The following is a 22,260-nucleotide window of genomic DNA, read 5'->3' on the forward strand; positions in this document are numbered from 1 at the left end:
CGCGGGTGCTTCTGCTGCTGCAGCGTGTCTAACTGAAGGGATTGATTACTAGATGTCGTATAGCCTGGCTGATGCAGCCACTTCGCAAGTCCGCTCCTTTTCAGGTCGACCAGCAGATCGCTCCACCCTCATGGAAATGTGGCAGGGCCTTTCTGCGGCAGTTGTTGACCGCGTCGCGAGCGACTGGGATCGTACCAACCGTCTGTATGCAACCAAACGACGGGAACACTATTTCTCGGCCGAATTCCTGATGGGTCGCGCCCTGCTGAATAACCTGTCGAACCTCGGCCTGACGGATGAAGCAGAAAAGATCGTCAATTCTTTTGGCCAGACGCTGTCCGATGTCCTGGAACAGGAACCGGATGCAGCGCTGGGCAACGGTGGCCTCGGGCGACTGGCAGCCTGCTTCCTCGACTCTTGCGCCACACTGGACTACCCGGTGAACGGCTACGGAATCCTGTACCGCTACGGCCTGTTCAAGCAGCTGTTTGAGGACGGCTTCCAGCGTGAACAGCCCGATGCGTGGATGGAGGAGGGCTACCCCTTCATTGTGCGCCGCGAGGAAGAACAGCGCATCATTCACTATGCCGACATGGATGTGCGAGCCATTCCCTACGACATGCCGATCACCGGATACGGCACACGCAACGTGGGAACGCTGCGACTGTGGCGTGCTGAGCCGGTTGAAGAATTCGACTACGACGCGTTCAACTCGCAGCGCTTCACTGACGCCATTGTCGAGCGTGAAGCCGTCGCGGACATTTCACGCGTGCTGTACCCCAATGACTCCACGTTCGAGGGCAAGATCCTGCGCGTGCGCCAGCAGTACTTCTTCTGCGCCGCCTCGCTGCACGACATTGTTGCCAACCATATTGCCCAGCACGAGGGCGACCTGACAACGCTGGCTGATTTCAACGCGATTCAGCTCAACGACACTCACCCGGTTCTGGCCATCCCCGAACTGATGCGAATCCTGCTGGATGAGTACGGCTGGACGTGGGAAGCAGCATGGGACGTCGTCAGTCACACGTTCGCGTACACGAACCACACGGTGCTGGCTGAAGCGCTGGAGAAGTGGGAGACATCGATCTTTGATCGCCTCTTCCCGCGCATCATGGAAATTGTGCGCGAAATCGACCGCCGCTTCCGCATCGACATGACTGAGCGCGGCATCGACGAGGGAACCATCAACTACATGGCTCCGGTCCAGGGCAACATGGTGCACATGGCGTGGATCGCCTGCTATGCGTCGTATTCGATTAACGGTGTGGCCGCGCTGCATACAGAAATTATCAAGCGCGAAACGCTGCGTCAGTGGCATGACATCTGGCCCGAGCGTTTCAATAACAAGACGAACGGTGTGACCCCTCGTCGCTGGCTGCGTCAGTGCAACCCGCGCCTGTCCGCCCTGCTTGACGAGGTGACCGGCTCAGACCAGTGGGTCACCGATCTTGACGTCCTCGCACAGTTCACTGACAGCGTTGACGAGAGTGTTCTGCAGCGACTGATCGACATCAAGCATGACAACAAGGTTGACTTTGCTCAGTGGATCAAGAACCGCCAGGACATTGAGGTCAATCCTGATGCGATCTTCGACGTGCAGATCAAGCGTTTGCACGAGTACAAGCGTCAGCTGATGAATGCGTTCTACATTCTGGACCTGTACTACCGACTCAAGGAGGATCCGTCACTGGACCTGCCGCCGCGCGTGTTCATCTTCGGTGCGAAGGCAGCGCCGGGATATATACGTGCCAAGGCGATCATCAAGCTGATCAACTCAATCGGGGATCTGGTCAACAACGATCCTGACATTGACGGGCGCATCACAGTTATCTTCGTGGAAAACTACAACGTCTCGCCTGCTGAGCACATCATTCCGGCTGCTGACGTGTCTGAGCAGATTTCAACTGCCGGCAAGGAAGCGTCGGGCACCTCGAACATGAAGTTCATGATGAACGGTGCACTGACCCTGGGCACGCTCGATGGCGCGAACGTGGAGATTCTGGACGCTGTGGGCCAGGATAACGCCTACATCTTCGGTGCCACGGAAGATGAGTTGCCTGAGCTGCGCCGCACATACGATCCGCGCTGGCACTATGAAAACGTACCTGGACTGAAGCGTGTGCTCGATGCGATGACTGACGGCACGCTGGATGACGGCGGCACAGGTGATTTCCATGACCTGCGTCTGTCACTGCTGGAAGGTAGTTACGATCCGGCCGACGTGTACTACGTGCTGGGTGATTTCGATGCCTACCGCACGGCTCGCGACCAGATGGCGCGTGACTACTGTGACCGCCAGGCATGGGCACGCAAGACATGGGTCAACATCACGAAGTCGGGACGCTTCTCATCGGACCGCACGATCCGCGACTATGCGCGCGAGGTGTGGAAGCTTGAGGCAGCCCCGATCGACCAGTGATCCTGTCACGCTGAACTATTCAGGCTCGCTACATGTGGTAGCGAGCCAATAGTTCGCAAATTCGACATCTCCTTGCTGGATGCGGGGAATGACGTCACGGGCGTGTCCTTCACCGACTTCAGGGTTAAAACGCTGGATGACGTCAAGATCGGGGAATTTGCTGATCTGCGTCACTGCTGTGTTCACACGGTCCGCGTTTCCACTGTTCGTGGCGTTAACGAATTCCTTGATCCAGGCACACTCCCAGTCAAGGGCTGCGAGGACCGCAACATCTCCTTCGGCGGTGACGACTGTGACGGGAGCGTCGGTAGACGGGTCAGTTTGCTGTGCCTGACGCATTGCTACAGGGTTATCGGCGCCGGACGTGTACTGGATGTGGTCGGTGCTTACTGAATCCACTTCAGCGCCTGCTGCCCACGGAAGCAGGTCGGCAACGGTGGGAGGGGTGGCGCCGGGCGGGTATTCCTCGCCCACTTGTGCCATTTCCTGCTGTGCCTGAGTGCTGATCTGCTCTGGAATATCAGCGCTTTGAGCGTATTGTGCAAGATCAGGATTGCGTGATTCAGTCCTGTTTGCCTGCGTGCTGGGCGTGAGGACGAACAGTGCAAGACAGGTCGCTGCGATGCATAAAAGTCCTGCTGCAATCAGAAGAATGCGCGTGGCGCGCATGTGATTCGTGATGGATGTATGCATGAGTACTGGATCACTCCCCATACTGATCGAGATTCTTCTCGAGGGGTGCGCCCGTCTGACACGAGCGCAACCGTATCTGCTTTCCAACTACGTCGTTAGTATTGAGCCTGTAATAAAGCAGTGTAGCACGGGCATCACGGTCACGTCAATCACACCATTGACGCACTTTCCAGCAGCCGACCGATCGCGTAGGTGATGATCATTGCCGCACTGCCTGCGCACACCAGTCGCAGGACCGACCTCTGGCGCGGAGAGCGTCCCAGCCACGCGCTGATCCACCCTGTCAATGCGAGAGCCACAAATACAGACACAAAGGTTGCCACGATGCGAAGCGGTGGGAGAGCCAGAACCATTGTCAGCATCGGCAGGGCAGCACCGCTGACGAATGCGATGAAGGAGCTGCCGGCCGCAGCCCACGGACTGGTCAGTGAATCCGAATCGATGCCGTACTTGAATGAAATGACGGCATTGACCGGCTCATGTGAGGACAGGTCCGAGGCAACCTGGTGCGCGCTCTCCTCGCTCATGCCGCGTTGCAGACACACCTGCTTGATCTCGTTGAAAGCGTGGCCGGGATTGCGGCTCTGTGCCACGTGCTGCAGGCGGACAATTTCGCGCTCAGTGTCACGTTGAGTGGATACCGATACGTATTCGCCGATTGCCATTGACAGTGCTGCCGAGGCGATTCCGGCAATCCCCGCAATGACAATGGCATGTGTGTTCGTGGGGTCGACAGCGGCGATGCCGATCAGTAGACCGGCGATCGACACAATGCCGTCATTGGCTCCCAACACTCCTGCACGCAGCCAGTTGAGCTTGGAGGAAATGAAGCCCTGCCGTTCACCGCGCGCCGCTTCGACAACAGTACTCATGAGAGCACATTACCGCAGGTCAGACCGGGTTTCTAGCAAGGAAAAGCTGATCTAAAAATGACCAGCTTACGCAAACCTTGGCTCGCTCAGTACACCATATCCATCGCGCGACGCACCTCAGCCAGCGTGCGATCAGCCTGCTCATTGGCGACTTCATCACCGTGATGGAGAACCTCCAGCAGGTAATCCTCGTTAGCGGCCAGCTCTTCACGGCGCTCGCGGATCGGTGCGAGGAACTCGTTGAGCGCGTCGGTCACGACTGATTTGAGCGTGCCGCCGCCACCATCGCCGATACGGTCGGCAATGGCGTGGGGATCCTCGCCAGTGGCCAGTGACGCCATCATCAACAGGTTCGACACCTCGGGTCGATTCTCCGGGTCATAGGTGATGACGCGATCAGGATCAGTCTTGGCTTTCTTGAGCACACGCGCCGTCTCATCGGCAGTCATATCCAGCTCGATCGTGTTGCCACGAGACTTTGACATCTTGTTGCCGTCGGTGCCCAGCAGCAGCGGGGTCTTCGACAGCAACGCGTCAGGGCGCGGGAAAACAGGATGCTCCTTGTCGGCGCGCCCGTAGCGGCGGTCAAAACGCTGAGCGATCAGGCGTGTCTGCTCCAGGTGGGGGAGCTGGTCCTGTCCCACCGGCACGAGGTTCGCCTTGCAGAACAGGATATCTGCAGCCTGATGCACCGGGTAGGTCAGCAGCAATCCCGACATGGCGCGACCGTTCGTCGCATCAAGCTCTGACTTGACCGTAGGGTTGCGATGCAGTTCAGACTCGGTGACCAATGACAGGAACGGCAACAGCAACTGGTTCAGTGCCGGCACTGCCGAGTGGTTGAAGATGATGCTGCGCTTTGGGTCGATACCCACGGCCAGATAATCGGCAACGAGGCCCAGGACGCGCTCGCGCAGCGGGCCAACAGCGTCGCGGTCAGTGATGACCTGATAATCGGCCACCAGAACCCACGTTTCAACGCCGCGGTTTTGCAGTTCCACGCGGTTCTTCAACGTGCCGAAATAGTGCCCCAGGTGCAGCTTTCCGGTCGGCCGGTCGCCGGTGAGGATGCGGAATCGCGACGGATCCTGATCAATGGCTTCCTCAAGTTCAACGGATCGGGTCTTTGCCCGTTCCAGCGAAGCGTGGTTGGTGGAATTTTCAAGTTGGTCTTCACTACTAGTCACGCCCGTAGTCTACCGAATGATGAGGGGTGCGTGCTGACAACATGACGATCACGGACTGTGGCTCGATCGTCACTTCGTCCCCACAACGGACAACTTCCAGTCTGTCAGGAAGCCCGCGTTCCAGGCGCTCGATGTCTCCCTCGACGTTGATACCGCCATCGGAAGGGCACGACCAGGAGGTATCCATGACGACGTACCAGTCAGAGCCGCGCCCGCTCACCAGACGAACCGTGGCAACATCCAATGTTCCATTCACCACAACGAGGGCGTCGCGGTCACCCAGCTGATACCCCGAACGGAGCATCTGGAAGACACGGTTGTGCTCCTGAGCCCAGCCATCCTGCGCAATGTCGTGAGCGTCACGATCAAACCACCCCAGATCGGCTATGACATCGCCCTCAGCTATCCTGCCATCTGCGAAAAGGGAGGGACGCAAGACCGGATGATGACGTCGCAGGGCCAGCAGCCAGCGAACAGTGGCGAGCTGCTGCTTCTGCGAGTCCGACATGTTCCAATCGATCCATGAGATGGGAGAGTCCTGGCAGTAGGCGTTGTTATTGCCGAATTGCGTGCGCTGAAACTCATCGCCCGCCACAATCATCGGAGTACCAGACGAGGTGAGCAGCGTCGTCAGCAAATTGCGCTGGCTCCTGTGACGCGTGGGGTAAATGTCCTGCAGGAAGTCAGAGCTGGCTGGCGACCCGTTCAGCGCGTCGTGAGCGTCATCGACCGGAGTCTGCGCAATAGTGCCTTCGATGCCGTGGTTCCACGAATGATTATTCGTCGTACCATCGCGGTTCTGTTCCAGGTTCGCCATGTTGTGTTTGTGATCAAAAGCGGTCAGGTCAGCCAGGGTGAACCCGTCGTGAGCTGTCACAAAATTCACGGAGCGCCGCGGTCCGTCAAAACGGTGCCCACCGTGAGCAAACAGATCAGAAGAGCCGGACACGCGTGTGGCCAGCTTCATCGGGCCGATCGCACCGCGACCCATTGCCAGGGACCTGAAATCGGAAAGCCAGAACTCGCGCACCGTGTCGCGGTAACGATCATTCCACTCAGAAAATGGTGAGGGGAAATTACCGGTCTGCCACCCGCCCGGGCCAATGTCCCACGGCTCGGCAATGAGCTTATCCTGGCACAGGTCCTCATCGGTTCCGATCCCGATAAGCAGAGGGTGCATCGGCGCAAAGCCCGTTGAGAAGCGTCCAAGCGTGGCCGCCAGATCGAAGCGGAAGCCATCGATCCCCATTTCGCGCGACCAGTAGCGCAGTGAATCCAGCACCATTTTCATGGCCAGTGGCTCGTCCGTGTTCAGCGAGTTGCCCGTTCCCGTCACGTCGATCATGCGACGAGGGCGCCCATGATCGAATCGATAGTACAGCGGTGCATCAAAACCGCTCCACGACAGTGTCGATCCCGTTTCCGACCCTTCGCATGTGTGGTTATAGACCACGTCCAGAAGCACCTCGATGTCGGCCTGATGCAGGATCGACACCATGCCTCGGAACTCATCAATCACACCCTGAGCGCCGCGCCTGCGTGCAGCCTCGGTAGCGTACGACGGTTCAGGGGCAAAGAACGACAGCGTCGAATAACCCCAATAATTCGTCAACCCGCGTTCAATCAGGAACGTCTCATCGTGTTTGGCGTGGATGGGCAGCAATTCCACAGCCGTGATGCCCAGCTTCTTCAGATAGTCCACCGCTGCGGGGTGCGCCAGTCCTGCGTAAGTTCCCCGCAGGTCATCCGGAATGTCAGGCATATTGAGCGTGAAGCCCTTGACGTGCAGCTCATAGATCACGGTCTGGTCCCACGGTGTGCGCGGTTTGTCGGCAATGTCGAACTGCGTGGACACGACAACCGAGTGCGGCATGTAGGGCGCTGAATTCAGGTCAGACTGTTCCAGCGGATAGGTTGCCGGGTACAGGTCCTCGTCAACGGTGTGCGCGTGAACGGCAGCCCCCATCTGGACCGAACCGGCCAGGCCGCGCCCATAGGGGTCCAGCAAAAGTTTTGCCGGATTGTGAAACATTGCGGCGTCAGGATCCCACGGGCCGTGGACTCGGAAACCGTAGTGCGTTCCCAGGCCTGCGCCGTCCAGGTGCCCATGCCAGATTCCGTCTTCGGGTCCGAGCAATGACCAGCGCTTTTCACGTGCCGTACCGTCATCTGCCAGGATGCACAGATCCACGCGCGTCGCATGGCGCGCCACAACAGCAACGTCGATTCCGCCTTCACGCGCATACACTCCGATCCGGCGAGGTGTGGGATTCGGTGAGGGGATGCGCGGTGCAGGAGCGGCGAAGTCGTGATCGGAGCTGGGCACCATGTTTCTTTTACTATCCATTTACTCTCAAACGTGTGTCAGGCAGGCACAATACCTGTCTCGATTGTAAGTGATCACCCCCCAGTCATGCGTCTCAATGACGGCTCTGACCGCGCATTTCTTCGCGAGGAGCTGAGACGCTCCTGGTGGACGTAACGTAAGCCACCACGAGGTTCGCCTCAAAGTGTGGCACGCTAAAGGCATGAGAATTGCAGTATGTGTCAAGCACGTACCTGACGTCCAATCGGAGCGTCGTATCGAAGACGGACGGTTGGTACGCGGAGAAGACGACGTGCTCAATGAACTCGACGAGAACGCGATCGAGGCTGCCGTCTCCCTGGTCGAAGAACACGGCGGTGAAGTGATCGCAGTGACGATGGGGCCGCAGGACGCTGAAGATGCCCTCGTGCGCGCACTTCAAATGGGAGCCGACCGCGCGATCCTCGTCACTGATGAGCGTCTCGAAGGCGCAGACGTGGTCACCACGGCGCGGGTGCTGGGAGCTGCACTCGACCAGCTACGCGAGGATGAACCTCTCGACATGGTGATCACCGGAATGGCCGCACTAGACTCTCTCACCTCGGCGCTGCCGGCGGCACTGGCCACGATCCTGCATCTGCCATACCTGGGTCTTGCCCATCAGATGAGCCTGACGGGCGAGGAAGAAGGGCCGTGGACTGTGACGATTCAGCGCACCGCTGATGGCTTCGATGACACGCTGACCAGTTCCACTCCTGTCCTCGTGTCGGTAACCGACCAGATCAATGAGCCGCGCTATCCCTCGTTCAAGACGATGCGTGCTGCGCGTTCCAAGCCGCTCGACGAGCTCTCACTGGACGATGTGGACGATGCGTCGCTCGATGAGATTCGCCAGGACGGCGCTCCGCGTGCCATTAACGTCCTTGATGCGCAGGAACGTGAACGCGACGGTGAGGGCACGATCGTGGCCGATTCGGGAGACGGCGGTCACCAACTGGCTCGCTACCTGATGGAGGAGTGCTGATTATGGCAGAAACACTTGACCAGCCGTTGCTGGTGATGACCGACCACACGGGTGACGACGCGCAGGGATACACGCTGACCCCGGCATCGCACCAGCTCCTCACACTGGCACGCTCACTGACCACCGGGCCGATTACAGCGATCGCTCTGAACAGTGCGCCGGACATGGAGGCGTTGGGAGCGCAGGGCGTGGCGCACGTCCTGAGCCCGGACCTTGCCGGCCATTCGCCGCGCATCAGTGCTGTTGTGGCGGACGCGGTTCGAGCCTGCTTCGACCGCGTTCCAGATGCTGCCGCCATTTTGTGTGTGGCGAATTACCGAGGGCGAGAGGTTGCCGCTCGGCTGGCTGTCCAGCTCGACTCGGGTGCGGCTGTTGACGTGTCAGATGTGCATATCAGCGGCGGCGTTCTCCACGCAGCCAAGACAGTTCTGGCCGGAACATGGGAAACGACAATGGAAATCACTCGCGGCACGCCGATTATCGGTCTGCGGCCCTCGTCTGTTCAGGCCAAGGACGCAGAGACGGCGACCACGCCTGACGTGACCACCGTGCCCGTGAAGTTCAGTGCAGAAGCCGACGCCGTTCTGGTCCCACAATCCGTTCACGCCGCGGGTGACGGACGCGTGTCACTGACCGACGCAGACGTCGTCGTGGTCGGCGGGCGCGGCACCGGCGGAGACTTCTCACTGGTCGAACAGCTGGCTGACGAACTTGGAGGTGCGGTGGGTGCAACCCGCGTTGCCTCAGATGAAGGGTGGGTACCGCGTTCCATCCAGATCGGCCAGACCGGCGTGTCAGTGGCACCGTCGGTGTACATCGGCCTGGGCGTGTCCGGCGCAATCCACCACACTGTTGGTATGCAAGCCTCCGACACGATCATTGCCGTGTGCGATGACCCGGATGCTCCGATCTTTGAGATCGCTGACTTTGGCATCGTTGGCGACATCTTTGAGGTCGTTCCGCAGGCTCTGGAGGATCTGCGGGCGCGAAAGGACCAATGACCACGCCCACGCACTATCTGGATTTTGCGGCGACCACGCCGCTTCGGCCCGTTGCCCGGGAAGCGTGGCTGAAAGCCCAACATGACTTGACGGCCACCCCCGGCAACCCGTCCTCCCTGCATGCGGGTGGGCGTGCTGCCCGCCGGATGCTGGACGATGCGCGCGAACAGATCGCAGACCTGCTGGGTGTGAACCTGCACGAAGTGCTCTTCACGTCCGGCGCCACTGAATCTGACGCCCTCGCCGTGGCGGGGACAGCTCGGGCGGTGCGGGCTGTCAACCCTGCACGCAGCGTTGTGGCAGTGTCCGCCCTCGAACATGACGCAGTGGCACATCAGCGCGAGGTCCTTGAACCTGCCGGATTCACGTGGCAGGTACTGCCTTCCAGCGCTCAGGGCATCACATTCATTGGCGAGCTCGACGCTGCACACCTCAGTGAGCACTTGGCGGTGGTGTCGGTGTGCACGGTGTGCTCGGAAGTGGGAACCATTCAGCCGGTTGCCCAGCTTGCCGACATGTTCGGCGCTGCCGGTAATGATCCGGTAAGAGCTGCGCGTGGTCAGCGCCCCATCATTCACACGGATGCGGCTCAGGCCTTTTCATGCCTGCCGATCAGCATGGACACCCTCGGCGCTGACCTGCTGAGCATCGGGGGACATAAAGTGGGTGCGCCTGTGGGGACGGGCATCCTGGTTGCGCGGCGCGGCATCCCGTTGACAACGGACCGACCCGGTGGGGGGCATGAGCGCGGAATCCGTTCGGGAACACCGGACGTGGCGGGCGCGGTTGCCCTGGCTGCCGCGATGGTCGAATGTGTTTCCGAGCGGGATCAGATGCATCGGCACTGCTCGCAGATGCGTCGCGAGATCCTTGACCACCTGCCTGAGGGTGTGTCAGCGACGGTGGGGGATGCGCCCACCGTTCCCTCGATCATTCACCTGTCGATGCCGACCGCACATCCCGAAGTGGTGCTCATGGCGATGGACCGAGCCGGTGTGATGGTGTCAGCAGGCTCTGCTTGCCATGCTGGTGTGACACGCCCGTCTGAGGTGGTCACGGCAATGGGCAGATCGGAACGTGAAGCACTGGGCGTGCTACGTGTGTGCGTCTCCACATCAACAACCCTCGACGATGTGCGCGCACTGTGTCAGGCTCTACCTGACGCGCTTTCGCAGGCGCAGGCAATGGACGGATTCGATGAACGGGGACATGTTGTGAAGGAGGACAGATGAGGGTACTGGCTGCACTATCAGGGGGAGTGGACTCTGCTGTGGCGTGTGCGCTCGCTGTCGAAGCAGGCCACGATGTGGTTGCCGTTCACATGGCGCTGACCAGCCAGCCTCAGGAATGCCGCATCGGTTCACGCGGATGCTGCTCGGTGGAGGACGCAGGGGACGCCGCCCGCGCGGCGCAGACACTGGGCGTGCCGTTCTACGTGTGGGACCTGGCAGAGGAGTTTGAACGAACTGTCGTCACCGACTTTGTCGATCAATATCGCCAGGGGCATACTCCCAACCCGTGTGTGCGATGCAACGAATTCGTGAAATTCCGTGAACTGGCCGATCGCGCCCGCACCCTCGGTTTCGATGCCGTGTGCACCGGGCACTACGCGCGCGTTATCGACGGTCCGGATGGTCCCGAGCTGCATCGCGCCCGCGACGAAGCAAAAGACCAGTCTTATGTGCTGGCCATCATGGGGCGCGAGGAGCTTTCTCGTGTTATCACACCGCTAGGCGATGCGCCCGATAAAGCGTGGGTGCGTGCCGAGGCGGATCGGCGCGGACTGGGCGTGTCCAACAAACCCGATTCCTACGACATCTGCTTTATCCCTGACGGCGATACGCAGGGCTTCCTGCAGCGCGCCCTTGGCAAGGACATGGGTGAGATCGTGGATGCCGACGGCAACATCGTGGGTGAACACGGTGGATACTGGAACTTCACGGTGGGGCAGCGCCGCGGACTGCGTTTGGAACGACCGGCCGCTGACGGCAAGCCGCGCTACGTTCTGCGCACCAACCCGCAATCCAATCAGGTGATCGTCGGGCCTGCTGAATTGCTGAGCGTGGATCACATTTCGACCACCGACGTGGTGTGGATGGCGCCGCGCTCCCTCGCCACTGTTGATCAGGAGGCGACCGTCGCGTTCGGGCCTGCGTTGGCCGGACGGATGCTGGCAGATGTCCCCGAGGATGTCCTGACCGTGCAGGTGCGCGCTCACGGAACGCCCTCCGTTGTCGCCGGGGTTCATATTGACGAGGGCGACGCTGCGCCTGCACTGAGTGTGGATCTGGCTGATCCGATCCGCGGCGTGGCTCCGGGCCAGTCGCTGGTGCTGTACCGAGGCACGCAGGTGATCGCTGAAGCAACGATCGAGTCGACCGCTCGAGTGGGGAGTGTGTCCGGTGTCTCGCGAGGCGTGAGCCATGAGGGAGCCCGTGCCAGCTAGAAACCGTTAGAATAGATGCCGCGTAAGATAAAAGGCGCGCGCGAGTGGCGGAATTGGCAGACGCGCTGGATTTAGGTTCCAGTGTCTTTGACGTGGGGGTTCAAGTCCCCCCTCGCGCACTCTTGTGATGTATCGGGACTTCGTGGACATTGTATTGGCGGTGTCCCGGCTTTTTTGTGTGTGGCGGTGGCCCGATCCGGGGTTAATGCCCGAAATATGTGTATGGGGTGGGCGTGTCCGGTCCTTCATAAACTTCCTAATGCACTGACGCTACTGCTCTGCCAGTGCCCGGTGTGCACAAGCCCCTAAAAAGTAGCGTGAAAGTGCACATTCCCCTAGATTTAATCGGTCGGCATGCACATACCCCTAAATCTTCGGCCTTCCCGTGCACATACCCCTAAAAAGTAGCGCGAAAGTGCACATTCCCCTAAATCTTCGTGATCCGGTTTCCGCGCTATTTCTATAACCGCTGGTCAGAGCCTTGTTCCTTGTTGGCCTACCCGGCAGCACGGAGTTTAGCTAGGGGAATGTGCAAAATTCGCTTTAAATCTAGGGGTATGTGCACCGTTGCGCGGCAGTTTTAGGGGTATGTGCACAATTTGTCTTGAATCTAGGGGAATGTGCACTGAACGATCGCGCCGCCTCGGCCGGCCCCTCTGTACGAAAGGTCGCGGGCGGAGGTTTTCGGAATGCTGTCATACTTGATCATGCTACATAAGAAGTCGGCTATGCTGTGAGTGCAGTGATACGCGCGAATCGTGTGAGTGGCGTTCGTGTGTGTCATGTGGAGTGTTCTCGTCCCACAACTCGGGTGAATCCGTAAAACACCCGAGTAAAAGAAAGGTCACGTGAGGGCAATGAGTACGAGTGGTGGAGTTCAAGAAAACGGCGTGTTTTCGTGGTTTGTGAAGAATCGCAAGGCTATGGTCGTGGCGGTGTGTGTCGCGGTTGTCGTCGCACTGGTAGTGGCGATTATTGGCGTGAGCGCCTACCGCTCTCATGCGGCACACCAGGCGCGCAGCGAGTTTGACGCGGCGCAGTCTGCTGCCACTGGCGCGTACACGTCCCTGTCGGACGCGATCAGTGAGGGCGAGCAGCTGTATGCCGACTCGGAGGGCAAGGTGGGTGACGATGATTCGAGCCGGGCTGACCTTCGCGCTGCACTGGACGAGGCGAACGCTCTGACCATGCCTGCCGCCCAGTCGGGCACCACGAGCGACATGCGTGATGGTGCGCAGTCATTGAACGATTCGGCTGGAGTGTTCACCAGTGCCGCCCAGAAAATTGACACTGCCAGCACTCAGGTTCGCTCCGCGATGACCTCCCATTCGAAAGACCTGATGGTGGCTGCGCGCGACACTCTCAAGGCGGAAGTAGACAAGGCAATCAAGGTTCTGTCCGACACGACCGGCAAAGTGAGTGACGACGCGACACGCACCACGGCTCAAAAGACTGTGGACGAGGCGACAGCCCTGATCGGTCAAGCTGACGCTCTCAGTGGCGAGTCGGCTGACCCGTTCGACGAGATGAGCGCGAAACTGACTGAGGTGACCGACCAGGTGAAGGCTGCTGCCCAGAAGGTGTCGGATTCTCACGCCGCGTGGAAGAAGGCCGAGGAAGCCAAGGCTGCCGCCAGTGAACCTGCCGCCCCGCAGCCCGACTACTCGCAGGGCTACAGTGAGCCGTCATATTCGGGTGGCGTGTCCGAGCCGTCATATTCGAGTGGCGGATCTGCACCCGCCCCGAGCGCGCCCGCGCCCAGCGGCGGGGACGAATACACGTGGGAGTTGGACGTGAACACTGACGGCGATTTCTGCGGTGAAATGGACACTAAAGGAAACGCGACCGGACGGTATTGCTAACCGTTCGATCTATTCGGGGGTCTGCTGGCTGGAATGCTGGCAGGCCCCTTTTGTGTTACTCGACTCACACAGCGCGGCGTGGGTTTTTTGGTTTGTCGCATTAGCGATAAGTGACGGGGGTTTGACGCTTCCGCCACTCTAGCTAGATGAAGGAGTACCACGATGCAGTCAAGGCTTGGTGAACGCCTGACGACACCCCTGCGTCGCGTGATGGCAGTATGTGTTGCCTTCACGTTAGCTTTCGCAGGAGTAGTCCTGGCGCAAAAGCCGTCCCTTGCGGGCTACCAGCTCGACAAGGGAATGAAGATCCCCACCAGCGTGGGGGCAACCGATTTTGAAGGAGGGGGATTCTGGTTCGGCCCCTACGACTCCCCTAATGGCGTGCCTGGAGAAAACGTCTGGTGCGTCCAGATGTGGAAGTACAACCCTCAACCAGGCCAGAACGCTACGCTATCGAAGATGAGCGGCCCACGCTCTTTCGCCCCAGCCGATCTGAAAGTCACCAACTCTCAGGCAGCTTGGCTGCTCGACAAGTATCAGCCGACCCTGGATAAACGACACGGCGCGGCACTCGGCTTCCTCATCCACCAGAATTTCGATCAGGACAACCCTGGACACAACACCGCCCAGGACGTGAAAACCATGTACAACGATGTCAAGCGCCTCCAGCCTGACATCCTCTCCCTCGCGCAGGCAATGGCCACAGAAGCCCGCAATTTCGGTGGCTTCAACGCGAAAGACGCAACAGTGACCGGTGAAGGTACCCGTGAGGGCGCGATCCTGAACACCGCCATGCAGATCGTGGACGACGACGGTATCGACGCACTGACCATGCGACGGCTCGGACGCGACCTCGGCGTCGATCCGATGATGATTTACCGGCATTTTTCCAACAAAGCGGCGGTGCTTGACGGCCTGATGGAGGTCATGTGGCGCGACGTCACCGTACCGGCAGCCGCCCAGGCAACACCTTCGTGGCGCGAGCACCTGGTCGCTGTGATGCACACTTTGAGGCGCGCATTGCTCAGACACCCTCGTGCCATCTCAATCGTCGGCACACGCCCCGCGACCGGCCCGGAACTATTCGCCCTTATGGAACGCCTGCTGACGTCTCTCGCGGAGGCAGGAATGCCTGTGAACTCCCAGGCCGCCGACCAGTTGAACGCTCTGGTGAACTACACGGTGGGTCATGTCCTCGCAGAGGCGGGGGAGCCAATGGGCGGCGAGGCCGACCAGATGAGCCACCAAACGGTACTTCCAGCCTCGTTTCCGCTCCTGGCGGCCGTCTTCAACAGCGGGTGGCGCTACGATGCAGACCGCCAATACGACTATGCGCTGCGAGCGATGGTGTACGGCTGGAGCGAAGCTACGAGGGAGGCCGACGGCGCACTGACCGAGGGAAAGAGCACGAACGCAAAGGCCGGCGCCGCTTCGCCCTGATCTGGCTGGCGCAGCTGATTGCCAAGACTGGCAACGGCTTGACACCGTTCGCTCTGACCATCTATGCCTACCAGCACATCGGCCTGAGCACGTCGGTCGCGCTGATCACGCTGGCAGGGTTCCTGCCCGCCGTCCTGTTGGCACCGCCCGACGGAGTGCTTGCCGATCGATTTGACCGCACACGCCTGATGGCGATCGGCAATATTATCTGCGCCGTTGCACTTGGTCTGGTGTGGGCAACAATGCGCATGGCCGCAGACAACATGGAAGCGCGCGAACCTGCAGATCACACACAGCAGGCGGGGCGGACGCTGCTGCGCGTGAAGGACCTGACGAAGACCTTCTCGACGACGGAGCCGCCCACGCAGGTGCTGCGAGGCATCGACCTGGAGGTGCCGCGCGGACAGTTCGTGGCCGTGATGGGGGCGTCAGGTTCGGGGAAGTCCACATTGTTGTATTGCATGAGCGGAATGGATCGACCCACCGGCGGTTCCGTCGAACTGGCAGGGCATGAGCTCACCGAGCTGAGCGACTCGCAGATGAGCCACGTGCGCCTGCACGAGATGGGTTTCGTTTTCCAACAGGCGCACTTCCTGAAGAACTTCACGATTCGCGACAACATTGCGCTGCCCGCCTTGAAAGCTGCCGGACGGTCAGGGACGAGGGCGGCCGAGGAACGCGTCGACGCACTGATGGAGCGATTCGACATTGGCGCAGTAGCTGATCATGAGATCACCCAGGTATCCGGGGGACAGCTCCAGCGCGCCACCATCTGTCGCGCACTCGCCACCCAGCCATCGATCGTGTTCGCTGACGAGCCAACCGGTGCGCTGAACACCTCCATGACCGGTGAAGTGCTGGAGGCGCTTGAGGAAGCACATCAGGATCGCACGACCATTGTCATGGTGACACATGACCCGGTGTGCGTTGCGCGCGCGGACGGGATCGTCTATCTGCGTGACGGGGTGATCGTGGGTGCCATTGACAGCAGGAAACTCGATAGGAGGCACGAGAGCGACGCGGCTGACCGGGATGATTATCAGGCGGCCAGGACAAGTGAATTGATGAGATGGCTGCAGTCCAAAGGATTCTAGCGTTGCCGTGATGCGGCAGGATGGTTCCTTCATGAGCGCTCGCAGCGGGCGTGACCTACAGTGGTGGATGACGACGGACAAATACGGCGGACACATGAGGAGGCTGCCATGGCTGAACTGAAGGTGGGGGACAAGGCTCCTGAATTCACTTTGGATTCCACGCACGGCACTGTGTCACTGACTGACATGCTGGCTCGTGCTGCACGCGGCGTGGTGGTGTACTTCTACCCGCGTGCGTCCACGCCCGGATGCACCACCGAGGCGTGCGATTTTCGTGACTCGCTGGCCTCGCTGCAGGGCGCAGGATATGAGGTTGTCGGCATCAGCAAGGATGACATGGCGGCGCTGGAAAAGTTCGAGGCAAACCAGTTACTGACATTTCCGCTGCTGTCAGATCCGGAAGGCACCGTGATCGACGCCTATGGGGCCTTTGGCGAAAAAATGAGTTTCGGCCGCAAAATTCTGGGACCAAAACGTTGCACATTTGTCGTCAACCCTGACGGCACAATTGCCCTTGCACAATATGGCGTCAGGGCTTCAGGCCACGTCAAGCGTCTGCGCAGGGAACTCGCCATCGACTGAGTCGTACAGCGACGGTCTGCGCCTGCAGGTTTGGAGGGCAGGTGCCCGTGTCCCAAACGAGGCGCGACAGTTCTATGCGCGTGTCGGCTGAAGGTGTGACGTGTGTTTCATGGACGGGATGCCGTGCAAACTCGTATATACGTTGTGTGGATGAATTTGATGGGGCGCATGATGCGGTTGACTGTCAGGTGGCGGGCGCTGAGCGTCATGCCCAAGCGGCGGTGAATTTTTCAGCGCCAGGCTGAGGATGCGTGTGGGAGTGGTTCGAGCCGTGATCGTATTGTCACGGTGCATGTGGATCACAGTGGTCATCTTGACAGGATTGAGTTCGCCGCCCAGGTGTCGACCTTGTCGAAAAGCCAGTTGACGTCCAGCGTGATGGAGGCGTACAGGGCAGCGTTGAGCGATGTGCGCACCCAGATGGTTGCTGTGGCCTCAGAGATCTTTGGTGCTGATTCGCCGACTGTGCGAAAGCTTGCGGACCAGTGACGGACGATCTGCGTATTAACACTGACCAGCTTGATGAGCACCGGTGTCATGTCGCTCACGTGGGGCAGGGAATTCAGATGGCCCGTGATGCGTCCGTTCAGGTCGGTGTGGGTGATGGCGCGTTCGGCGTGTTGTGTTCGCCTTTTTTGGTCCCGCCCCTGTCGCTCGTGGAAGGTCAGGCGCGTGACGCGCTGTCAAGCGCGTCGAGCGCGTTGGACCGGTTGTGCAGTCAGCTGGGTATTGCTGTGGAGGATTTTACTGCTCACGAAGACGAGCTGACACGCTCCTTCAACAATGAGGTGAGCGTGTGGGGGAAGCGAGGTCGGCGTGGCTAATCCTTTGGTGGCGCAGCGTCAGGACTCGACCAGCCCGCTTGCCGGCACGTTTCTTCTTGAAGACGGCGAGCAGTTGGTTGGCGCGTTCAATTCAGGCAGCTGGGTCAGTGGCGGTATGGCTGCGTTCGCTGCTGTGGGTGATGCGGCCAGTATGATTGCTGACCCGATCGGTTCGCTGATCGCGATGGGTGCCGGATGGGTGCTTGAGCATGTTCACCCTTTGGATCAGTGGCTCGATGAGTTCACTGGCGATGCGGACCAGGTTGCGGCCTATGCTCAGACGTGGGGCAACATTAACACTCAGCTGTCCGCGTGCTCCCAGCAGCTGGCCGGGTATACGCGCTCTGACCTGTCATCTATGAGCGGGCAAACCATCAGCGCGATCACCGCCCTAGAAGTTGACCTGGGCAAGCTGATTGAGCAGGCTGGCAAGTGGGCCAGCGCGATGGGGCAGGCTCTTAACGTTGCTGCCACGCTTGTTCAGATTGTTCACGACCTGGTGCGTGATGCTCTATCTGAAATCATCGGCAAGTTCGCGTCCGCCATTATCGAAGCGGTTGCCACCGCTGGGCTGGGTATTCCCGCAATCGCGGCGCAAATATCCACCAGTGTTGCCACGATGACATCCAGGATCAGCACAACTGTTCACAAGGTCATTGATTCAGTCAAGAATCTCAAGGGGCTGCTCGGCAAGCTCACCGAGTTGTTCAGGAAGTTCTCTGACACCCTCAACAGGCTCCTCCGCAAAGGCGCAGACACACCCTCGACACGCATCAACGCTTCTGCCCCTCACGTAGACCCAGCTCAATATACCGAGTTTTCCTTGCATCGCTCCGACGCAACCCCCCATTGGGACACAAGCCCCGCACCATTTGGGAAGAACGCGCACGGAGAGCCGTATCCGACCTACGACGCGTGGGCTTCAAAGAATTTAAACTCGAGAGGTGTTCCGAATTATAGATTTCAAGATACAAACGGCGCCTTGCCTGACTCAGTTGTGCGCCATAGCAGCCTTCAACAAATCAAGGAAAAGTATGGACGATTCGTCGACCGGATCGGTCATCCAGGGGGACAATTCGTCGCATCGGCACCTGAAGGCCGTCATATTCCATTTGAAAAGCGATCAATGCCGCCTCCGAAAGCTCATGACCGTCTCTACGGTTATCAGCTGGGTGAACTGCCTCGTGGCTACTCTGTTGAAGAGGGTACAATCGCCCCCGCATTAGGATTTGAAGGCGGAGGTAAGCAATTCATCTTCTTAAATGAACGAGGTGAAATGGTGTCAATTGCAGAGTGCATAGAGAAAGGAATTCTCCTCGAATGGGTACACTGAGTTTCGATGAGTTACGGCCTTTAGCTGAATGCCGATGGGCCCGATTTGCACTCAACGAGGTAGCACATGAATCTGTCACGCTGAGCTACGACTATGGCGACCCCGCCCTCCACGTGGTACACCACAACGACGGATCTTTCGCATTCGGTTCAAGCGGTCGAGGTGGTCCTATTTCCTTCTCACTTGTCACTATGGACGCACAGATTGCCCTACGCTGGCTTATCTTAAACGCCAGCTTCCCCTATCGATACGCTCGCGCCTACCTGCAGTTCTCCATTCCTCACCGAACTAGTCAGATACGGGAAGGATATGCTCTCCACCGCTTGACGCGCACACTTTCGACTCTGCGAGCTCCAGATGGCGAACTTCTGCCGATGAAGATGAGCGACGACCTTGTACATGACGTCTCCCAATGCGTGCGCTACTCTCACATTCATGACATAGAGGTACACGACCTGGTCGATTCAGTGACCAACGCAAACGGAGAACCTTCGCTTTCCCAATTCCTCGCCCCTTAGAGCCAACGCAAGAAAACTCTGAGAGCGGAGGTTCCACCCGGAGCTGGATGGCTCTCATATGTTCAGACCGTATAATGAAGGATAAGACTCCGTCACATGTCTTAAGAATAAGGGATGATGCAATATTGACGCTCACGAGTCTTGATGAGCCGTTTTTCGAGGAGCTGAGGCTGCTGGCGGAATGTCGTAATGCTCTTTTTATGCGCAATATTCACTATCCTCGTTCGATCAGTATCAGTCATGCTGGTGACCCGATCTACCACTTGGCTCAACTTGAGGACGGGCAGTTCGCATATGGAGGGAGCTCGCGAAACGGGGATATTCAATTTACGTTTTTTCCCCGGATCTTGACCTGGTGACGCGCTGGTTCATCTACCAGGCGGGCGAATCATTCCGCTGGGCGCAGCGCGGCTACGCGTCCTTGTACTTTCCGTGTTACACCTATGAACAGCGGCCCGGATACGAACTGGTTGAGGTAGAAAAGTACACGTACACTCTTAAGACGCCAGCTGGCCAAGTCCTGCCTTTCCATATGCATGACGATCTCGTCAACGACTATTCAGAGACTGTGCTGTTTTCTTATATCTGTGATATTCCGGTTCGGGATCTTCTTGACTCGTTTCTGGATCCTAATGGTCATCCAGCCCTCGAAGCATTCGTTGTCGAGGAATAGCGTGTGTGCGGGTCGTGTGAGGCTGTGTCGTTGATGAGTCTTGACGAGCCGTTTTTCGAAGAGCTGAGGCCGCTGGCGGAAAGTTCAGACGCTCTTTTCATGCGCAATGTGTTTCATCCGCACTCGATCCAGCGTCAGCCACTCGAATGGGGATCACGACAATCGCCTCGCCGACCTCGATGACGGGGATGCGCATTGAGACGCCAACCATGGCCGACCCTCGGCTCACTCTGCGCAATATCTGTGCAGGCTTTGGTGTCGACCGCCAAGACGTGCACGTGACCGAAGAAGCATGAAGAGGTGACAAATTCTCTCGGAGGAGTGGAGGCATAAAAAGTGCGCCGTGAGGGAATCGAACCCCCAACCCGCTGGTTAAGAGCCAGCTGCTCTGCCAATTGAGCTAACGGCGCATGAGTTACAGGTGGTGCGCCGTGAGGGAATCGAACCCCCAACCCGCTGGTTAAGAGCCAGCTGCTCTGCCAATTGAGCTAACGGCGCTACGTCTCGTAACGAAGTAATACTGTACTCGTGTCAAGGGGCTTCAGACAACTTGAAAAGTAGGCGATAGGACACATCTGCAGGACGCATGCACAGGCGCGCATGGGCATCTACAGTAAGAACCGGAGCGCCAACGCGTCTTTGACACTGACAAACCTGGAGGGCTGATGGAACACCACGACGATCTGCGTGACGTGCCCATCACGCAGATGACGCAGGACTACTTGAAGACCATTTACTCCGCAGGGGAGTGGAGTGGTGCCGGAGTATCGGTGAACGATCTTGCCGCCAGGATGGGCGTTGTTGCATCGACCGCATCTGAAAACGTCAAGCGCCTGACAGAGCAGGGACTGGTTGAGCACGAGCCCTACCATAAGGTTCACCTGACCGAAAAGGGCCGCGCAATAGCAGTAGGTGTGGTGCGTCGCCACCGCCTCCTCGAAACATACCTGTACGAAAAGCTCGACTTTGAGTGGGACGAAGTTCACCGAGAAGCAGAAATCCTTGAACATGCGGTCTCCGAGACGCTGCTTGAGCACCTCGACCGTGCACTTGGTTTCCCGATGCGCGACCCACATGGCGACCCGATTCCGGCTCCTGACGGCACTCGCCTGGCTCCCGGTATGATGCCGCTGTCTGACGTTGTCGAAGGAACTGACACGGTCATCGTGCGAATCTCAGATGGCCATCCGCAGATGCTGCGCGATCTGGCCAGCAGGGGGATCGCCCTGGATGCCCGTATCACGGTGGTGCGCCGCTCACCTGCGCTGGGAACACTCACACTTGACGTGCGCGAATCTGGTGAAGAGCGCGCGCATACCGTCGAAATCGGTGACGTGGCCGCAGATGCCATTTTCGTGGCCACCGACCCGGATGATCTTCACGTTGAACAGTAACCGTCGCAACCGTGCGCCAACCGTCGCAGCCGCACACCCGAGCTAGCTCAGGGAAGCTGACCCCATCGACGGCGGCACGTTCGCCTCGTACCCCAGGCCCACTAGTGCCTCACGCACCCTCGTCGTAGCATCGTCGAGGGCATCATCACTGGCCTGAGCAGCATTGGCGAATGCAATATCTGCTTCCGACTTCATGGGGACTACATGCAGATGGGTGTGAGGTACCTCAAAACCGGCAATGATCAGGCCGGCGCGCTCCACGTCGAAGGCTTCGATCTGTGCTCGCCCAATGATGTGAGCCACGTGCATCAGGTGCTCGGCAACCTCCATCGGCGCGTCCGTCCACGACGGGTAAGGGTGGCGCGGCACCACCAGCATGTGACCAGCGCGGATCGGCTCAATGGTGGCAAAAACAACACAAACGTCGTCAGCCCATGCGAAGCGTCCCGACCATGTTCCATCAATGATGTTCTCAAATGCTGTACTCATGGCTCTATTGTCACCCATCTTGCGCCCGCATGGGCCACCCTCGTCGCGATACCCCTCCGCACCTGCGCCCGATCGTACGCTGAACGAATCCGGTAGCCAGT

General features: G+C 59.1%; 20 protein-coding genes and 3 tRNA genes. 16 read left to right on the forward strand and 7 right to left on the reverse strand.

What is annotated here, in order from left to right; genetic code table 11:
• The first annotated feature begins 52 nt into the window (after positions 1-52).
• The gene (locus tag AC1EJ1_RS08135) at positions 53-2,422 is read left to right on the forward strand and encodes a glycogen/starch/alpha-glucan phosphorylase (protein ID WP_285015628.1); all 2,370 of its coding nucleotides are present in this window, start codon (positions 53-55) and stop codon (positions 2,420-2,422) included.
• A gap of 15 nt (positions 2,423-2,437) precedes the next feature.
• Here the strand turns inward: AC1EJ1_RS08135 and AC1EJ1_RS08140 are convergent, their stop codons facing one another.
• The 4 genes from AC1EJ1_RS08140 to glgX form a co-directional block, all read right to left on the reverse strand.
• Positions 2,438-3,115, reverse strand: a complete 678-nt coding sequence (locus tag AC1EJ1_RS08140; protein ID WP_285015627.1) for a hypothetical protein — start codon at positions 3,113-3,115, stop codon at positions 2,438-2,440.
• A gap of 149 nt (positions 3,116-3,264) precedes the next feature.
• Positions 3,265-3,987: a VIT1/CCC1 transporter family protein gene (locus AC1EJ1_RS08145; protein WP_285015625.1), complete on the reverse strand. Its 723-nt coding sequence runs from the start codon at positions 3,985-3,987 to the stop codon at positions 3,265-3,267.
• 86 nt (positions 3,988-4,073) lie between these two features.
• Entirely contained in the window at positions 4,074-5,174 is a 1,101-nt protein-coding gene (trpS, locus tag AC1EJ1_RS08150) for a tryptophan--tRNA ligase (protein WP_285015623.1), read from the reverse strand.
• Complete coding sequence (gene glgX / locus AC1EJ1_RS08155; RefSeq protein ID WP_285015621.1) at positions 5,167-7,521, reverse strand: glycogen debranching protein GlgX; 2,355 nt, start codon at positions 7,519-7,521, stop codon at positions 5,167-5,169. Before glgX ends, trpS begins: the two co-directional genes overlap by 8 nt.
• Before the next feature lie 181 nt (positions 7,522-7,702).
• On the opposite strand from glgX, the gene AC1EJ1_RS08160 reads away from it, so the two are divergent.
• From AC1EJ1_RS08160 to AC1EJ1_RS08225, 14 genes are all read left to right on the forward strand, one after another.
• The gene (locus AC1EJ1_RS08160) at positions 7,703-8,503 is read left to right on the forward strand and encodes an electron transfer flavoprotein subunit beta/FixA family protein (RefSeq protein ID WP_058236966.1); all 801 of its coding nucleotides are present in this window, start codon (positions 7,703-7,705) and stop codon (positions 8,501-8,503) included.
• A 2-nt stretch (positions 8,504-8,505) separates the two neighbouring features.
• Positions 8,506-9,504, forward strand: a complete 999-nt coding sequence (locus AC1EJ1_RS08165; RefSeq protein WP_285015618.1) for an electron transfer flavoprotein subunit alpha/FixB family protein — start codon at positions 8,506-8,508, stop codon at positions 9,502-9,504.
• Entirely contained in the window at positions 9,501-10,736 is a 1,236-nt protein-coding gene (locus AC1EJ1_RS08170) for a cysteine desulfurase family protein (RefSeq protein ID WP_285015616.1), read from the forward strand. Before AC1EJ1_RS08165 ends, AC1EJ1_RS08170 begins: the two co-directional genes overlap by 4 nt.
• Entirely contained in the window at positions 10,733-11,950 is a 1,218-nt protein-coding gene (mnmA, locus tag AC1EJ1_RS08175) for a tRNA 2-thiouridine(34) synthase MnmA (RefSeq protein ID WP_285015614.1), read from the forward strand. The genes AC1EJ1_RS08170 and mnmA overlap by 4 nt, the downstream gene beginning before the upstream one ends.
• Before the next feature lie 38 nt (positions 11,951-11,988).
• A tRNA-Leu gene (locus AC1EJ1_RS08180) sits at positions 11,989-12,069 on the forward strand.
• A 738-nt stretch (positions 12,070-12,807) separates the two neighbouring features.
• Positions 12,808-13,812, forward strand: coding sequence for a hypothetical protein (locus tag AC1EJ1_RS08185; RefSeq protein WP_285015610.1), 1,005 nt, complete (start codon positions 12,808-12,810; stop codon positions 13,810-13,812).
• A gap of 162 nt (positions 13,813-13,974) precedes the next feature.
• Entirely contained in the window at positions 13,975-15,252 is a 1,278-nt protein-coding gene (locus AC1EJ1_RS08190) for a TetR/AcrR family transcriptional regulator (protein ID WP_285015607.1), read from the forward strand.
• 38 nt (positions 15,253-15,290) lie between these two features.
• Positions 15,291-16,346 (forward strand): ABC transporter ATP-binding protein, encoded by a 1,056-nt coding sequence (locus tag AC1EJ1_RS08195; RefSeq protein ID WP_285015605.1) that lies wholly within the window; start codon positions 15,291-15,293, stop codon positions 16,344-16,346.
• Positions 16,347-16,454: 108 nt separating this feature from the next.
• Positions 16,455-16,928, forward strand: coding sequence for a peroxiredoxin (locus AC1EJ1_RS08200; RefSeq protein ID WP_285015602.1), 474 nt, complete (start codon positions 16,455-16,457; stop codon positions 16,926-16,928).
• Positions 16,929-17,216: 288 nt separating this feature from the next.
• Entirely contained in the window at positions 17,217-17,417 is a 201-nt protein-coding gene (locus AC1EJ1_RS08205) for a hypothetical protein (protein WP_350309971.1), read from the forward strand.
• Positions 17,418-17,494: 77 nt separating this feature from the next.
• Positions 17,495-17,752, forward strand: coding sequence for a hypothetical protein (locus tag AC1EJ1_RS08210; protein ID WP_157886365.1), 258 nt, complete (start codon positions 17,495-17,497; stop codon positions 17,750-17,752).
• A complete protein-coding gene (locus AC1EJ1_RS08215) occupies positions 17,745-19,085 on the forward strand; it encodes a TNT domain-containing protein (protein WP_285015597.1) in 1,341 nt (446 codons plus the stop codon). Before AC1EJ1_RS08210 ends, AC1EJ1_RS08215 begins: the two co-directional genes overlap by 8 nt.
• A gap of 843 nt (positions 19,086-19,928) precedes the next feature.
• Positions 19,929-20,276, forward strand: coding sequence for an Imm61 family immunity protein (locus AC1EJ1_RS08220; protein ID WP_480295685.1), 348 nt, complete (start codon positions 19,929-19,931; stop codon positions 20,274-20,276).
• A 146-nt stretch (positions 20,277-20,422) separates the two neighbouring features.
• Positions 20,423-20,572, forward strand: a complete 150-nt coding sequence (locus AC1EJ1_RS08225) for a hypothetical protein (protein ID WP_285015594.1) — start codon at positions 20,423-20,425, stop codon at positions 20,570-20,572.
• Positions 20,573-20,613: 41 nt separating this feature from the next.
• Here the strand turns inward: AC1EJ1_RS08225 and AC1EJ1_RS08230 are convergent.
• Positions 20,614-20,686 (reverse strand) — tRNA-Lys (locus AC1EJ1_RS08230).
• A 12-nt stretch (positions 20,687-20,698) separates the two neighbouring features.
• Positions 20,699-20,774: transfer RNA gene (locus AC1EJ1_RS08235), tRNA-Lys, on the reverse strand.
• Between the two features lie 167 nt (positions 20,775-20,941).
• On the opposite strand from AC1EJ1_RS08235, the gene AC1EJ1_RS08240 reads away from it, so the two are divergent.
• Positions 20,942-21,670 (forward strand): metal-dependent transcriptional regulator, encoded by a 729-nt coding sequence (locus AC1EJ1_RS08240; protein ID WP_285015591.1) that lies wholly within the window; start codon positions 20,942-20,944, stop codon positions 21,668-21,670.
• A gap of 42 nt (positions 21,671-21,712) precedes the next feature.
• Here the strand turns inward: AC1EJ1_RS08240 and AC1EJ1_RS08245 are convergent, their stop codons facing one another.
• Positions 21,713-22,159 (reverse strand): HIT family protein, encoded by a 447-nt coding sequence (locus AC1EJ1_RS08245; protein WP_285015589.1) that lies wholly within the window; start codon positions 22,157-22,159, stop codon positions 21,713-21,715.
• Between the last annotated feature and the right edge of the window lie 101 nt (positions 22,160-22,260).

The organism is Pauljensenia sp. C0170B4, assembly GCF_056590235.1.